General features: G+C 46.9%; 13 protein-coding genes. 5 read left to right on the forward strand and 8 right to left on the reverse strand.

Going from position 1 to position 15,991, the window contains the following annotated elements; all coding sequences use genetic code 11:
* The first annotated feature begins 54 nt into the window (after positions 1-54).
* Together ppsA and ydiJ are read left to right on the forward strand one after the other, a co-directional pair.
* Entirely contained in the window at positions 55-2,433 is a 2,379-nt protein-coding gene (gene ppsA, locus CWE09_RS02775) for a phosphoenolpyruvate synthase (protein WP_126802457.1), read from the forward strand.
* Positions 2,434-2,449: 16 nt separating this feature from the next.
* The gene (gene ydiJ, locus CWE09_RS02780) at positions 2,450-5,485 is read left to right on the forward strand and encodes a D-2-hydroxyglutarate dehydrogenase YdiJ (protein ID WP_126802458.1); all 3,036 of its coding nucleotides are present in this window, start codon (positions 2,450-2,452) and stop codon (positions 5,483-5,485) included.
* 42 nt (positions 5,486-5,527) lie between these two features.
* Here the strand turns inward: ydiJ and CWE09_RS02785 are convergent, their stop codons facing one another.
* Positions 5,528-6,571: a Leu/Phe/Val dehydrogenase gene (locus tag CWE09_RS02785; protein ID WP_126802459.1), complete on the reverse strand. Its 1,044-nt coding sequence runs from the start codon at positions 6,569-6,571 to the stop codon at positions 5,528-5,530.
* Between the two features lie 227 nt (positions 6,572-6,798).
* Here CWE09_RS02785 and CWE09_RS02790 point away from each other — a divergent pair, with 227 nt between their 5' ends.
* The gene (locus tag CWE09_RS02790) at positions 6,799-7,218 is read left to right on the forward strand and encodes a DUF4826 family protein (RefSeq protein ID WP_126802460.1); all 420 of its coding nucleotides are present in this window, start codon (positions 6,799-6,801) and stop codon (positions 7,216-7,218) included.
* 54 nt (positions 7,219-7,272) lie between these two features.
* Here the strand turns inward: CWE09_RS02790 and CWE09_RS02795 are convergent, their stop codons facing one another.
* Genes CWE09_RS02795 through CWE09_RS02815 form a run of 5 tightly spaced genes read right to left on the reverse strand, consistent with a single transcriptional unit; the run spans position 7,273 to position 12,264 of the window.
* On the reverse strand, positions 7,273-8,424 hold the full coding sequence (locus tag CWE09_RS02795; RefSeq protein ID WP_126802461.1) for a cupin domain-containing protein: 1,152 nt from the start codon (positions 8,422-8,424) through the stop codon (positions 7,273-7,275).
* A 5-nt stretch (positions 8,425-8,429) separates the two neighbouring features.
* A complete protein-coding gene (gene purB, locus CWE09_RS02800; RefSeq protein WP_126802462.1) occupies positions 8,430-9,815 on the reverse strand; it encodes an adenylosuccinate lyase in 1,386 nt (461 codons plus the stop codon).
* 20 nt (positions 9,816-9,835) lie between these two features.
* Positions 9,836-10,474, reverse strand: a complete 639-nt coding sequence (hflD, locus tag CWE09_RS02805; RefSeq protein WP_126802463.1) for a high frequency lysogenization protein HflD — start codon at positions 10,472-10,474, stop codon at positions 9,836-9,838.
* Positions 10,471-11,604: a tRNA 2-thiouridine(34) synthase MnmA gene (mnmA, locus tag CWE09_RS02810; RefSeq protein ID WP_126802464.1), complete on the reverse strand. Its 1,134-nt coding sequence runs from the start codon at positions 11,602-11,604 to the stop codon at positions 10,471-10,473. The genes hflD and mnmA overlap by 4 nt, the downstream gene beginning before the upstream one ends.
* Positions 11,605-11,661: 57 nt before the next feature.
* Positions 11,662-12,264: a pseudouridine synthase gene (locus CWE09_RS02815; RefSeq protein ID WP_241974292.1), complete on the reverse strand. Its 603-nt coding sequence runs from the start codon at positions 12,262-12,264 to the stop codon at positions 11,662-11,664.
* 130 nt (positions 12,265-12,394) lie between these two features.
* Here CWE09_RS02815 and CWE09_RS02820 point away from each other — a divergent pair, with 130 nt between their 5' ends.
* Together CWE09_RS02820 and CWE09_RS02825 are read left to right on the forward strand one after the other, a co-directional pair.
* Positions 12,395-13,174, forward strand: coding sequence for a DUF2189 domain-containing protein (locus CWE09_RS02820; protein ID WP_126802467.1), 780 nt, complete (start codon positions 12,395-12,397; stop codon positions 13,172-13,174).
* A 53-nt stretch (positions 13,175-13,227) separates the two neighbouring features.
* Positions 13,228-14,064 carry a glucosaminidase domain-containing protein gene (locus CWE09_RS02825; RefSeq protein WP_126802468.1) on the forward strand — a complete coding sequence of 279 codons (837 nt, stop codon included), beginning with the start codon at positions 13,228-13,230 and terminating at the stop codon, positions 14,062-14,064.
* Here CWE09_RS02825 and ttcA read toward each other — a convergent pair.
* Both ttcA and uspE read right to left on the reverse strand, forming a co-directional pair.
* Positions 14,061-14,975 (reverse strand): tRNA 2-thiocytidine(32) synthetase TtcA, encoded by a 915-nt coding sequence (gene ttcA, locus CWE09_RS02830; RefSeq protein ID WP_126802470.1) that lies wholly within the window; start codon positions 14,973-14,975, stop codon positions 14,061-14,063. The two genes, CWE09_RS02825 and ttcA, sit on opposite strands and share 4 nt — an antisense overlap.
* 82 nt (positions 14,976-15,057) lie before the next feature.
* Positions 15,058-15,981 (reverse strand): universal stress protein UspE, encoded by a 924-nt coding sequence (uspE, locus tag CWE09_RS02835; protein ID WP_126802471.1) that lies wholly within the window; start codon positions 15,979-15,981, stop codon positions 15,058-15,060.
* Positions 15,982-15,991: the final 10 nt, after the last annotated feature.

Consider the following 15,991-nt stretch of genomic DNA (forward strand, 5'->3'; position numbering starts at 1 on the left):
TAAAATAAGCACCACTCTTCACTGCATTACATTAAACTCAACAAGGATCTTACTGTGCAAGATTACGTGCTTTGGTATCAAGAACTGGGTATGAACGACGTCAACCGGGTAGGCGGCAAGAACGCTTCACTGGGTGAAATGATCAGTAACCTGGCAGGAGCTGGTGTTACCGTACCTGGTGGCTTCGCGACCACATCACTTGCTTTCAACGAGTTTCTCGAGCAAAGCGGCATTAACAATAAAATATATGCAGAGCTGGATGCATTGGATGTTGATGATGTGAAAGCACTGGCCGTAGCCGGTAAGAAAATTCGCCAGTGGATTATTGATACGCCTTTTCTGCCTAAGTTAGATACAGCCATTGAAGAATCCTATGCAAAACTTAGCGGTGATAATGCCGATGCCAGCTTTGCCGTGCGTAGCTCAGCGACCGCAGAAGATATGCCCGATGCCTCTTTTGCCGGGCAACAGGAAACCTTTTTAAACGTCAAAGGTATAGATGCCGTCAAAGAAGCGATCAAACATGTATTCGCCTCTTTGTTTAACGACCGCGCTATTTCATATCGGGTGCATCAGGGTTACGACCATCGCGGTGTCGCTCTATCAGCGGGCATTCAGCGCATGGTGCGCAGTGACCTGGCTTCTTCTGGTGTCATGTTCTCCATAGATACCGAGTCTGGTTTTGATCAAGTGGTTTTCATCACCTCTTCCTACGGTCTGGGCGAGATGGTTGTGCAGGGCGCAGTTAATCCTGACGAGTTTTTTGTCCATAAACCAACTTTGGCGGGCGGTCGTCCTGCGGTTATCCGCCGTACCATGGGCAGTAAACTGATAGAGATGGTCTATTCAGAAGATACCAGCCATGGCAAACAGGTAAAAATTCAGGATGTTGAAACCCAGCGTAGCCAGCAGTTTTCACTAACTGACGATGAAATTGCAGAACTTGCCAAACAAGCCGTCATTATTGAAAAACATTATGGTCGCGCCATGGATATTGAGTGGGCTAAAGATGGGCACGATGGCAAGCTTTATATTGTTCAGGCACGTCCTGAAACCGTGCGTTCCAACGAAAACGGACAGTCGGTTGAACGCTTTACCCTGAACCAAAAATCAGGTGTGCTAGCTTCAGGGCGGGCCATCGGCCAAAAGATTGGTGCTGGTAAAGCCCGTCTGCTGACCTCTATCGATCAAATGGATCAGGTCGAGCCAGGTGATGTGCTTGTCACTGATATGACCGACCCCGATTGGGAACCTATCATGAAGAGGGCGTCTGCGATTGTTACCAATCGCGGCGGGCGCACCTGTCACGCGGCGATTATCGCCCGTGAGCTGGGCATTCCTGCCGTGGTCGGCTGTGGTGATGCTACGCAACTCATTCAGGATGGAACCCAGGTAACCGTTTCCTGTGCTGAAGGTGATACCGGTCTTATTTATGAAGGTGAGCTTGATTTTAGTGTGGTGCAATCGGAAGTGGGCGCTATGCCGTCGCTGCCGTTGAAAATCATGATGAATGTGGGCAACCCGGATCGCGCTTTCGATTTTGCCTGCTTGCCGCATGCAGGTGTAGGTCTGGCTCGCCTTGAATTTATTATTAATCGCATGATCGGCGTGCATCCTAAGGCTTTGCTTAATTTTGATGTGCAAACTCCGGAGCTGCAGGCTGAAATCACTAAAATGATGGCGGGCTACAGTGACCCGGTTGAGTTTTATATCCAGCGTCTGGTCGAAGGCGTTTCTACTATTGCAGCTTCTTTTTCTCCAGAGCGGGTTATAGTGCGCATGTCGGACTTTAAGTCCAACGAATATGCCAACCTGGTCGGTGGGCGTCAGTACGAACCTGAAGAAGAAAACCCAATGTTAGGCTTCCGTGGTGCGTCACGTTATATTTCAAGCAGTTTCCGAGACTGTTTTGCCTTGGAGTGCGAGGCGCTTAAGCGGGTTCGTAACCGCATGGGACTGACTAATGTAGAAATCATGATACCTTTCGTGCGTACAGTGGACGAAGGCCGCCAGGTTATTGAAATTCTGGCTGAACATGGCCTGGTGCAGGGAGAAAATGGCTTACGTGTTATTATGATGTGTGAACTGCCCTCCAATGCATTGCTGGCCGATAAGTTCCTCGATATCTTCGATGGTTTCTCTATTGGTTCTAATGATTTAACTCAGTTAACCCTTGGACTGGATCGGGATTCAGGCTTGATTGCTCACCTGTTCGAAGAGCGGGATGAAGCGGTCAAAGCCTTGTTATCTATGGCCATTCAAACAGCGAAAAAACGCGGTAAATATGTCGGCATTTGTGGTCAGGGACCATCCGATCATCCAGACTTCGCAAAATGGCTGGTAGAACAGGGCATAGACTCCGTTTCTCTTAACCCGGATACCGTTATTGATACTTGGTTATATCTGGGTAAAGAGTTGCAGGCTAACCAGTAACAGGAGGCGTATATCAATGTCACTACCCGCTCTGTCCAGTACAGACGCTCTGCAGGCCGACTATCAGAATTATCTGAAAGCGCTTGCAGCCAGTGGTTTTCAAGGGGACATTGATGCTTCATATGGTGGCCGCTTAATCGCGGCCACCGATAACAGTATCTATCAGCAACTTCCGCAGGCGGTGTTATACCCTCGTACGCAGGAAGATGTAGGTCGCATTATGCAACTGGCGGCCAGCAACGAACATCAAAGCATAAAGTTCTCACCTCGGGGCGGGGGCACCGGAACCAATGGCCAGTCGCTGACCGAATGGCTGGTACTGGACTTAAGCCGTTACCTGAATCGCATTCTGGAAATAAATATCGATGAAGGCTGGGTGCGCGTAGAAAGTGGCCTGGTTAAAGACGCTTTGAATAAAGCGCTGGCGCCTCACGGTTATTTCTTCGCTCCGGATACTTCAACCAGTAACCGCGCCACTATAGGCGGCATGATTAATACTGATGCCTCAGGGCAAGGGTCACTGGTCTATGGTAAAACCAGCGACCATATACTGGAGCTCGGCAGCTACCTGCTCAATGGTTACCGTCTCAACAGTGCACCTGTTGCACTTAGCGAAGCGCGGCAAAAAGCCCAACAGGATTTAGCTGAAAGCGAAATCTATCAGCAACTTATCGCAAGTTGCGTGGATAAGCGCGACGCCATCGAAGCCGGTTTCCCCAAACTCAACCGTTTTTTAACCGGATACGATTTACTGCACGCCTATGATGCTGAACAACAGCAGGTGGATATAAGCCGCTTGATCGCTGGTTCAGAAGGTACCCTGGCGGTGGTGACCGAAGCTAAGCTTAGAATCACACCGATACCACGCCATAAAGTTCTGGTGAATGTAAAATACAGTGACTTTCAGGCTGCCTTGCAACACGCGCCCGAGTTGGTCAAAGCCAATGCCACTTCTGTTGAAACCATCGACAGCAAAGTGCTCAATCTGGCCCGCGAAGATATTGTCTGGCACGGTGTCAAAGACCTGCTCACCGACGAACCAGGACAGGTCATGGACGGCATTAACATGGTCGAAATCACTGCGGTCGATCAGACACGTATTGAGCGCAAGCTGACGCGCCTTGTTAATCTGCTTGACCGAGCAGTGAGCGAAACCGGAAATGGTGTGATCGGGTATCAGATATGCCATGACCTACCTAGCATCGGCCGTATTTATGCCATGCGTAAAAAGGCGGTGGGTTTGCTCGGAGCAACCAAAGGCACAGCAAAACCTGTTGCCTTTGTTGAGGATACCGCCGTACCACCGGAACATCTGGCTGATTATATTAATGAGTTCAGGGCTTTGCTGGATAGTCATCAGCTAGCTTACGGTATGTTTGGCCATGTCGATGCGGGTGTACTGCATGTACGTCCAGCCTTGAATATGCAGGACGAAAAAGATGAGACGCTGGTACGTACCTTAAGTGATCAGGTCATGGCGCTGACCGCCAAATACGGTGGCCTTATGTGGGGTGAACATGGCAAAGGCTATCGCTCTGAATACGGACCGCAGTTCTTTGGCGCTGAATTATTTGCCGAGCTGCGTAAAATTAAAGGGGTATTTGATCCGGATAACCGTCTTAACCCCGGCAAAATTTGCACACCGCGGACCTCCACAGAGTCTTTAGTTAGCGTAGATGGTGCCAAACGCGGCTGGTTTGACAAACAAATACCATTAGCCGCTCAACAAAGCTACCAGAGTGCCATGGACTGCAATGGCAATGGACTCTGCTTTAACTTTGACGTCAATACTCCTATGTGTCCCTCGTTTCGGGCTACTCAGGATCGTCGCTATTCACCTAAAGGCCGGGCCAGCATGATTCGTGAATGGCTGCGACAAACAGCCAGCGCTGGCTACGATGTCAATGCGCAGATTAAAAAGGATAACCTGTTTAAACGTTGGAAACAGTCACGTCGCAACGCCGATGACTTTAGTCATGAGGTCAAAAAAAGCATGGATCATTGCCTGGCATGCAAAGCCTGCTCCTCACAGTGTCCGGTAAAAGTTGACATACCCAGTCATCGGGCTCGTTTCCTGGCCCATTATCACAGCCGTTATATACGTCCGCTGCGTGACCATGCCGTCAAGAATGTTGAAAATGCCTTACCTTATTTAGCCCGCATGCCAAGGCTGGCCAATGTATTGATGCACAATCCATTAAGCAGATACCTGACAGCTAAGCTGCTGCGTTTTCAGGATATGCCACGCCTCTCTGTACCAGCATTGTGCAAGCGAACTGCATACCAGAAGGCTTTAACCTGGGATGATTTTATTAAACAGCAACAGGGAATGGCCCTGGATGATAACGAAGCAAGTCAATATGTAGCCCTGGTAGAAGATTCTTTCACCAGCTTTTACGAAGCCGACCTGGTCGAAGACTTTCTGCTGCTCTGTGAAAAACTTCAGGTGAAAGTTATTATTTTACCTTTTCAGCCCAATGGCAAAGCTGCCCATGTAAAAGGTTTCTTATCCGAGTTTCATGAACTGGCAAAGAAGCAGGCAGCGTTACTCAACCAGGTGGCCAGCTATAAGGTCCCCCTGGTTGGCCTGGATGCTTCAACAGCGTTGTGTTATCGCGATGAATACCTGCAAGCTCTGGGCAATAGTCGAGGGGCTTTTCAGGTACTGATGTTACACGAGTGGCTCGCTCCCCTGCTAAAAGATAAAACGCTGCTGGTCTCTTCTGCGGACACCGCATTTTCATTGTTGCCTCATTGCACGGAGCAGACAGCAGATGCGCAGACTAGCCAGACATGGAGCGATATTTTCGCGCTTATGGGTATAAAAATAAGAACCCCAACCGTGGGCTGTTGTGGTATGGCTGGCACCTATGGGCACGAGACAGAGCAGGCTGAAAACAGTCTTAACTTATTTAATATGAGCTGGAAGCCTGAGCTTAATAAAGCAGGGCAGGCACTGGCAACCGGATTTTCCTGTCGTTGCCAGAGTCAGCGCTTTGCCAAACAGAGTCTAAAACATCCACTTCAGGTAGTACTACAACGCCTGAACTAAAAAAGCTCCCGAAGGAGCCTTTTTTATAGCAACAACCTGCTATTAATTGCCTCTGGCTTTTGCAGCCAGAATTTCCCGTGCCAGTTCATCGGCGATTTCACCAGTAGGGCGATCTTCTTCTGTAGCCCGGCTGAAAATAAGGTCCAGCGTGTTGTAAATGCCGCGGACCCGGCCTGCGGTTTCCTCACTACTGAAATTAGCTGCTTCAGAGCTAATATGGATAACCCCACCGGCGTTAATAACATAATCCGGAGCATACAGAATGCCCATTTCTTTAACTATTTTATCGTGCGCATTAGTCGCCAGTTGATTATTAGCGCTACCTGCAATTACGAGTGCTTTAATTCGTTTAAGTGTGTCGTTATTAATAGTGGCACCTAACGCACAAGGCGCATAGACATCCATTTCCACGTCGTAGATTTCATCAATGCCTACCGCAGTAGCGCCTAGCTGTTTAACCGCTTTATCTACGACTTCCTGGTTGACATCACAAACCGTCAGAATTGCGCCATCATTAGCTAATAAACGCGCAAACTCGTAACCTACAGCACCGAGCCCCTGGATAGCTATACGCAACCCTTTAACGTCATCTGAACCAAATTTGTGCTTAGCAGCAGCCTTTACACCCAGATAACTACCCAACGCGGTGTGCGGGGATGGATCACCAGCTTTGCTTTCAGTTCCCGCTACGTAACGGGTTTGTGTACCTACGATTTCGATATCACCAGTACGAATATTAACATCTTCAGCAGTTATATATTTACCACCTAAAGAGTCGACGAAGCGACCGTAAGCTTTAAATAACTCAGGGGATTTATCGGTTTTTGCATTACCAATAATAACTGCTTTACCTCCACCTAAAGGCAGGCCGGCGAGAGCGCTTTTATAAGTCATGCCCCGTGACAGACGTAATACGTCAGTTAACGCCTCGGCAGAAGACGCATAATCCCACATTCTGGTGCCACCCAGAGAAGGACCCATAGTAGTGTCATGCACTGCAATGATGGCTTTCAGACCGCTTGCCTGGTCATAACAAAACACTACTTCTTCATGGTTATCGAATTCTTTATGATCAAATACTGACATAAATTCTGTTGGCCTCATTTGTTGCTATCTGGTGACAATGTTCTGTCGTTTAAAAATGCGCGTAAACTACCACTTAACAGGCGCTAAGACCAGTCTGTCCAGTTTAAAATTAAGCTGATTTAAACGCTTGTTTAGCAACTAGAGTTTACACAGATACAGCTTCCCCCCGGGAGTCTAACTTGGTAGGATTTAGGGCTGCTATATATCAATAATGTAAGAAGTGAATTATGAGCCAAGAAGAAACACCATTATCAGAAGAACAAGCAACATGGGTACGCGAGCACTTTCAAAGTGCTAACAAATATCTTGCTGAAAAAGGCATGTTGAGCGATACCATTGTAACCAAAGAATCACGCTACCTGATTCCTACGCTCGCTGTTTGGAAGTTCAAACTACAATCAGGGCAGGGGGTGTGGGTTATTAACGGTAAAGTACCTACCGACCATGTTTCTACTAAGGTCGCAAAAACGGCGCGCGAAGCAACACGTCATTTTAATATGCAGTGGCAGTTGAAGGCTGAAAACATCCTTGCGAATGAAAGCAGCGCACGGGATAAAACTCAGGCGGATATGGCCAAATATTTAATTCAAAGTGCTGAATCAGTTTACGCAGTGACTCAGGAAGACAGGTTGTGGGGCGAAAGTTAAGTACTAAGGGTACAAAGGTGTAGCCAGCAGGTCGAAGGCTACACCTTTACTTTTCTAGTCTTCATTGACCGCAAACCAGAAGCCTTCATTGATCAGCTGGACCAATAACTGACGACTCAACGGCGTAGTCAGAAAAGGCAGTAGTGCCTGAGTTTCTATTTCATAGTTTACGTTTAACAGACATTCAAACAGTTGTTCAGCACTACTATCCAGCTCATACGCCTGAGCCTGCACCAGGCCATGCAGCTGACCATCCAAGTGGGTTGTTATCATACGTAAACCAACGGCACGCTGTAAGTAAGCATATTGCTGTAAGTAACGTAATAAACCGCTTTCGGTAATTGGATCCTGCGGCCACTGCATTAACGGGGGCCTTGGATTTTGCGACAAAAGGTTAGCGCAGACCCGGCGCAAAAGGGCTTCATCGTTTAACGCGTTTTGCATTAACTGACGCATCTGCGTATAAGCCGCGTCATTAATATGCCAGGACTTATCCGGCCATTCCCCCTGATCCTGATAACGAGCCGTCAGAGCATCGTGTTCCAGTGCATAATCAGCCAAGGCAGATAGTAGCTCTGCCTGAGTGGGTGCACGAAAGCCCACTGAGTAATTCATGCTAGGTTTCAGGCTATCGCCAGAGTGAGGGAAACCCGCCGGAATATAAATCATGTCGCCGGGTTCAAGAATGACATCTATATCTGCTTTAAAACCGTTAATCTGTTTTAGATCCGGGTGCGGCACCACACTGGTATATTCACCGCGCTCGCCTATTTGCCAACGCCGCTGACCTTCGCCCTGAATAATAAAGACATCATATTGATCAAGATGCGGACCAACACCACCGCCAATCGTTGAGTAACTGACCATAAGATCATCAATACGCCAGTCCGGCAAAAAGCGAAATGCTTCAAGTAGCTTCTGAGCCGGCGGGAAGTGCTCGTTAACAGCCTGAACCAACAACGACCAGTGGCTGTCTGCAAGGTCACTATAATCCTCAATAGGGCCGTGCTTAAGGTCCCACTTGCCGTCTTGCTGGCTAATGAGACGAGAATCAACACCAGGCTCCAGAGCCACGCCAGCTAATTCATCAGCGGTCATAGGGTCTTTAAACTGTGGAAACGCCTGACGGAATACTTTAGGTCGCTGTTGCCAGTCCTGCTGTAAAAAAAGCGCGGCGTCAAATACCGCGCTGTCTAATTTAAACATAGGAATTAACCCTTCAGGTAGGCAGGTAATTCGTCTACAAAAGCTTCTGCACGACCAATGTAAGTAGCGGGTGTCCAGCTCTTCAGTTCAGTTTTGACCTCATCCGGTAAAACCAGACTATCAATAAATTCAGCCATTGCAGATTGGTTAACACGTTTGCCACGGGTCAGTTCTTTCAGTTTTTCGTACGGTTTTTCTATACCGTAACGACGCATAACTGTTTGAATAGGTTCTGCCAGTAACTCCCAGTTTTGATCCAGTTCGTTAAGCAGGTTTTGTTCGTTAACCTCAAGCTTGTTCAGACCTTTTAAACTAGCCTGATAGGCAATTACTGCGTGTGCAACACCAACACCGAGATTACGTAGCACCGTGGAGTCCGTTAAGTCACGCTGCCAGCGTGAAATTGGAAGCTTTTGTGCAAGGTGGGCCATAATAGCATTCGCAATGCCCAGATTACCTTCCGAATTCTCAAAGTCTATTGGGTTTACTTTATGTGGCATGGTCGAAGAGCCTATTTCACCGGCAACTGTCTTCTGTTTGAAGTGATTAAGCGCGATATAGCTCCAGAGATCACGATTCAAATCAATCAAGATAGTGTTAAAACGCGCCAACGCATCAAACCACTCTGCAATATAATCATGTGGTTCGATCTGGGTGGTGTAGGCACTCCAGTTCAGTCCCAGGGATTCCACAAACTGCTGTGAGTGGTTATGCCAGTCGACATTAGGGTAGGCCGCCAGGTGAGCGTTATAATTGCCCACAGCACCGTTAAACTTGCCCAGTAGCGGAACTGCTTTAATTTGCTCAATCTGACGATGAAGGCGTACAGCTACGTTAGCAAATTCTTTGCCCATAGTGGTGGGAGTCGCTGGCTGACCGTGAGTCCGCGCCATCATAGCGACACTTTTATGTTCTTGGGCCAGTTCAACTACTTTATCCAGTAATTGGTTGAGTAGCGGCAATACCACTTCATCCCGCGCCGTTTTCAGCATTAAAGCGTGCGACAGGTTATTGATATCTTCTGAAGTACAGGCAAAGTGAATGAACTCGGTTACCGCTAATAATTCCGGACTACTGGCTACTTTTTCTTTCAGTAAGTACTCAACCGCCTTTACATCATGATTGGTGGTGCTTTCGATCGTTTTAACCCGGGCCGCGTCAGCCTCACTGAAGTCTTCCAGTATGGAGTCTAATAACTGATTGGCATCAGCAGAAAGAGCCGGGACTTCCTCTACTTGTTGAATACTGGCAAGCTTCTGCAGCCAGCGCACTTCAACAGTAACCCGGAATTTTATCAGGCCATATTCACTAAATATGGGGCGTAAGGCATCGACTTTATTGCCATAACGGCCGTCTACGGGGGAAATTGCACTGAGTGGGGAAAGCTGCATGCTTATTTAGCTCCAAAAAGTTAACTGATTTTAGCCAGCAGGTCTCGTGTTGCATTGACCATCTGCTTGCGATTAAAAATAACCTGACGACGTTTGCCGCCAAGCTGACGCCATAATACTGCGCTGCGAATCCCTGCCAGCAACAAAGCTCTGATGCGTTGCTGAACCTGGGTTTGTTTAAGGTGTTGAGGGTCACCATTAATTTGAATACGAGGGCCCAGAGGGCTTATAACATCACTGTACAGACTACCGAGATTATTGATCACGGTTGCCTCATCAAAGTTAAATTCTTCACGTTGACGAACTACCTGATTAATACTTTCACCCATTTTTTGCAACGCAGCGTCGCTTTTTACCAGGCGTCGCTCTAACTGCAGCATACCTACTACATAACGGGTTTGTTCTACGTCCTTGTCTCCCTGGGAATCGAGCTGCCGTAGCAATACCTGTAACCCAGGGCGCAACTGGTAAAGATCACCATAAACAGCCTCTGTATTTTCTGGATCAACGACTAACAGGCTGTTTATTAACGTGTCCGGTGCTTCTGCAGGAACGACTTCACCGCGTTTAGCCAGTTGTTGCACGCACACAGAAGCCAGGCAGACACCGGCAAATGCGAGCATACGTTGTTGCCAGATATCCGTTGCCAACTGACTCATAATGCGACCTCGTGTTGCGTGATACGGGATTCAATAATGCCGCCGCCAAGGCAGACATCTCCCTTATAAAATACGGCGGACTGTCCCGGAGTAACCGATGATATCGGCTCGTCAAAATAAACATGCAGAGTCTCATCATTCTGAGGTTCAATACGGCAACCAATATCCTGTTGACGATAACGTGTCTTCACTGTGCACTCTATGCTGTGCTTTATATTTTCTCTGTTTACCCAGTGTAACTGTTTGGCAATCAGCCCATCCGAGAAAAGAAGCGGGTGGTTGCGCCCCTGAGCCACAATCAGGTGATTTTTAGCAACATCTTTATCGACAACATACCAGGGGTCTTCGCCAGCGTTAGCCATACCGCCAATCAGCAAACCTTTACGCTGACCAAGGGTATGATACATCAGGCCCTGGTGTTCACCGATGACATCGCCATCTACGGTAACCATAGGACCGGGTTTAGCGGGTAAATACTGTTGTAAGAAGTCTTTAAATTTGCGCTCGCCAATAAAGCAGATACCCGTGGAATCTTTTTTATCATGAGTTACCAGTCCCTGTTCCTCGGCAATACGCCGCACCTCAGGTTTTTCTATGCTGCCTACAGGAAACAACGTTTGCGCAATGTGTTCTGAAGAAAGAGTATATAAAAAGTAGCTCTGATCTTTATTCTCATCGAGACCACGCAACAGCTCCCAGCTAGTGCCATTAAAGCGGCGCTGGCAGTAATGTCCGGTCGCAATATAATCGGCTTCCAGGGCGTCGGCGGCAAACTCGAGAAATGCTTTAAACTTAATTTCTTTATTGCACATGATATCTGGATTAGGAGTGCGGCCAGCTTTATATTCCTGGAGGAAATATTCAAATACGTTGTCCCAGTACTCGGCGGCAAAATTGATCGTATGCAACTCAATGCCTAATTTCTGGCATACAGCTTCCGCATCTGCCAAATCTTCAGAAGCAGCACAGTATTCATCGGTATCATCTTCTTCCCAGTTTTTCATAAACAGGCCTTCAACCTGATAGCCCTGCTGCTGTAACAAGTAGGCGGAAACGGAAGAATCAACACCGCCGGACATACCGACGATAACTTTGCATTCTGCTGGGGGCTTTTCAGAAGAGTGGATCATGCCTGTGCCTGGACCTCATTTTGAACCTGGATGGCTTGCAATAGGTGACGGATTTTATCACTTTCTCTGTCGCTGCGCTACGTTTGCCAGCCCTTCAGGAGCCGCTTCATACCATTCTCCGACCGCAATATCCTGAATAGTCCAGTTACCCACCTGTGAACGGATCAAACGCAGAGTAGGGTGCCCAATATGTGCTGTCATGCGTCGCACCTGGCGATTTTTACCTTCGCGGATAGTCAGTTTTAACCAGGTGTCCTTAATGCTTTTGCGAATCCGAACCGGTGGATTCCGTGGCCATAACCAGTCTGGTTCATCTACTTGCACCACTTGAGCTGGGCGGGTAAGGCCATCTTTTAGTTCGACACCTTGCTGCAATGCATTCAGAGCAGATATGGAAGGTTCACCTTCAACTAATACATAATAGGTTTTTTCCAGTTTAAAGTCCGGATCGCTGATTCGAGCTTGTAAGCGGCCATCATTAGTCAGCAGGAGCAGGCCTTCACTGTCTTTGTCCAGCCTTCCGGCTGGATACACATCAGGTACCTTAATATAGTCAGCCAGCGTGCTGTCACCCTGTTGGCCACTAAACTGAGTTAATACAGCAAATGGCTTGTTAAACAAAAGTAATTTACTGACTCGGGGACGGGGTCTGCGCGCCATATTCTGAATCCTTATTGAAGACGGGCTTAAGATCATGAAGGCTAATCAAAGGAAAATCCAGTTTCGGGCTGGTCTTTATTCCCTTCAGTAAGCGATAATGGCGCCCTCGGTAATTTTAACTGGAGTAATAATGAGTAACAAAAAGCGAGTAGGGGGTAGCCTGGATAAGGCGCTGCGGCAGGAATCTGAGTTCAGGCCTGTCGCTGTTTTGAGTGAAGGCTGGGAGCTTACAAAAACGACCTTTTCTCCTCTGTTAGGTGCTCTGGTAGTCGCTTTAGCAATTCTTGTTATCGCCATCATGCTGGTTATTCAATTTATGTTTGGTGGTGAATTAAATCTGGAAGAAGGCAACAGCACTCAAATTCTGGGCCTTTTACAATTACTTATTATGCCTCCACTAATGGCCGCTGTTCATATGATGGGGATCCAACATAGTATTGGTAAAAAAAGCCGGGTAAATGATGTCTTTATGTTTCTGAAAAGACCTTTTCCTTTAATTATTACCGCCATTATTACTTCCCTTATCGTACAACTGCCAGGAATGTTTGCTGCAGGCAGTATTTTAGTTTTACTTATTATCGCCTTTTTTTCCATTACGCTCTCTATGGCGCTGCCTTTAGTCGCCGAGTACCAGCTTTCTCCATTGCAGGCAGTAAAAACATCTTTTCTGGTAGTCATTAAACGTTTTTTCGCTTTTGCGACAGTGTATGCCGCGATGCTGGGATTATTTATTGTTGCAGCCATTCCTTTTGGACTGGGCCTCATCTGGGTGGCTCCTATGTATTACAACGTCAAGGGTATTTTATACCGCGAGATTTTTGGTGTTGCGACAGATGAAAATGAGGCTAAAACATCTCATAAAGCAGAAGATAATGACGACAGTGACAACTCAAATACCTGGTCCGCGTGATTTGTAAAGAAACAATAGGTATAGTTGGGTTTCGTTCTCAAGAGGTGTACTGAATGAATTGGCTTTTTAGAATTATAGCAACACTGGTTATTGTAATCGCCGTTATCTATCCGTTTTATGAACAGATTGAAAAGATGGAAGCAGATACTAGCAGAGAGGCAACTGTCACCACCGGATTACCTGCTGTTTATGTAAGTCCGGCAACGACTACTACTGACTTGCCTGACTTTGCGTCTATACGCGATATCACTGAGCGCAAAAAAACATTTTTTGCTTATTTATTACCCGCTATTCATGAAGAGAATCAGCGTATTGAAGAGCAGCGAGTGCATTTGCGTCGTATTCAGGAAAAGCAAAGACTTGGAAAAACATTAACTAATCGAGAGAAAGAATGGCTGAATGAAATGGCCAACTTTTATCGGGTCGAAGAAACTCAGCGAAAAGGTCAAATCGCCGATTTATTGAATCGGGCCGATATTATACCTGATACTTTAATTTTAATTCAGGCCGCTAATGAGTCTGGTTGGGGGACTTCGCGGTTTGCTACGGATGCACTTAATTTCTTCGGCCAATGGTGCTGGACTCAGGGCTGTGGTTTAGTTCCAGCAGCGCGTCCAGACGGACAGGTTTATGAGGTTCGTACTTTTGAAAGTATGGAAGCTTCTGTACGTAGTTATATTCGCAACCTGAATACGCACTTTGCTTATTCTGATTTACGTGGGATACGTTCAGAGCTGCGCGCCAACAATGACGATATCTCCTCGACATATTTAACTCAGGGATTGTTAAGTTATTCTGAGCGTGGCGAGGAGTATATTGAAGAATTAAATCAAATGATACGCATCAATCGTCCTATCATTCTTGAAGTTCAGGAAGAGATTGACTCTTAAGACTTGCCAATATTAACGACATTGATACTCATATCAATGTCGTTATCTTCCTTCTGAAAGACATTACCAGTTATAACCTGCTGATCAAAAGCGGTGTCTCCGTCAATCATGGGAGTTCCCGTTTGTTTAACCCCGGCGAAATCAAATAGTTTATTATCTGTCAGGTGCGATGGCACTACATTCTGCATAGCAGTAAACATGCTCTCAATACGCCCTGGAAACTGTTGGTCCCACTGACGCAACATGTCTTTTATCGACTGCCGCTGCAGGTTTTTTTGCGAACCACAAAGGTTACAGGGAATAATGGGGTACTTCTGAGCATCTGCGTAGACTTGAATATCTTTTTCTTTAACGTAAGCAAGTGGACGAATCACCACATGCTCGCCATTATCACTCACCAACTTAGGCGGCATGGACTTCAGGCTTCCACCATGAAACATATTCAAAAACAGCGTTTCCAACATGTCATCACGGTGATGACCCAGTGCTATTTTGGTAGCTCCCAGCTCTTTTGCGGTACGGTACAGAATACCGCGACGTAAACGCGAGCATAAGGAGCAAGTGGTTTTTCCTTCGGGAATTTTCTCTTTAACAATAGCGTAAGTATCTTCTTCGATAATACGGTAATCTACGCCAGCTTCTTGCAAGTATTGTGGAAGGATATGCTCTGGGAAACCGGGTTGTTTCTGGTCCAGATTAACGGCAATAATTTTAAAAGAAACCGGAGCAACCTGCTGCAGATAACGCAAGACTGAAAGCATAGTGTAACTGTCTTTGCCGCCTGACAGACAAACCATTATTCGGTCGCCTTCCTCGATCATAGCAAAGTCATTAATAGCCTGGCCAACCTGGCGACGAATGCGCTTTTCCAGTTTATTTAAACTATATTGCTGTTTCTGTTGTTGAGACATTATAAACCCTGTAAAGCGTGGGCAGGCGGCGCTGCATCGTTAAAAAGCGCTAGTATACCTGCCCACAGCAAGGGTTTAAATGCTATTCCGCCAGTGGTGATTTAAAGCCTTCGGGTTTTATCGCCAGGACATCACAATTAAGCTGCTCAATCACGTGTTCGGCGGTATTCCCCAACAAGGCGGCAGTAATACCGGTACGACCTATAGTACCTAATACCACCAGTTCGGCATCAAGCTCGTCTGCCAGGGCAGGTATCTGGTCCTCAGGCAAACCTTCGCGTACATGCAGGTTTTCTTCCAGCAGCCTGTGCTCTTCAGCTAATTTGCCTAATGATTCCTGATGATAATTACGCACATTAGCCTGATAATCGCTGGTATCGAATTCTGGAATTTCAATAGCCATGTTCAGCGGTGCAGTGGGGTAACAGTTAACCAGATGTAAGTGGGCCTCCAGCAGTTCACTCATGCCTTTAGCGGATTTAATAATACGTTCATTTAATGACTGATGAGGTTTATCATCGGCGCCGGCATTAACCGCAGCTATAACCTGGCCATGCGGAGGCCATTCATGCTCTTTAACCAGAAGTACGGGGCAGGGGGCTTTACGCAATAAATGCCAGTCTGTAGGCGTAAAAATAACACTCTGCAGTTTATCGTGGCGGTGAGTGCCCTTGATGATAAGATCATGTTTTTGCTCAAGAGAGGTTTTAATAATGGACTCAAACGGCCGATGATGCCAAACCACTTTAATATCCAGCTCCAATCCTCGGGTATCATAATCTTTCAATAAGTCTTCTACCCACTGCTCATGGCCTTCTACCAGTCCCGAACGCATTGATTCTCGTTCTTCACCGGACAACATGGTGGTCATTTCATAGGAAAAGTCATAGATTGAGAGAAAGAGAGTAAGTGAAGCTGACTGCAACCGAGCTAGCTTTAACCCTCTGTTCAGAGCTTTTTGTGAATCCGCAGACGGATCGAGTACAACTAAAATATTCTTATACATAGGGTGTCTC

This window comes from Aliidiomarina minuta, assembly GCF_003987145.1.
Classification (GTDB): Bacteria; Pseudomonadota; Gammaproteobacteria; order Enterobacterales; family Alteromonadaceae; genus Aliidiomarina; species Aliidiomarina minuta.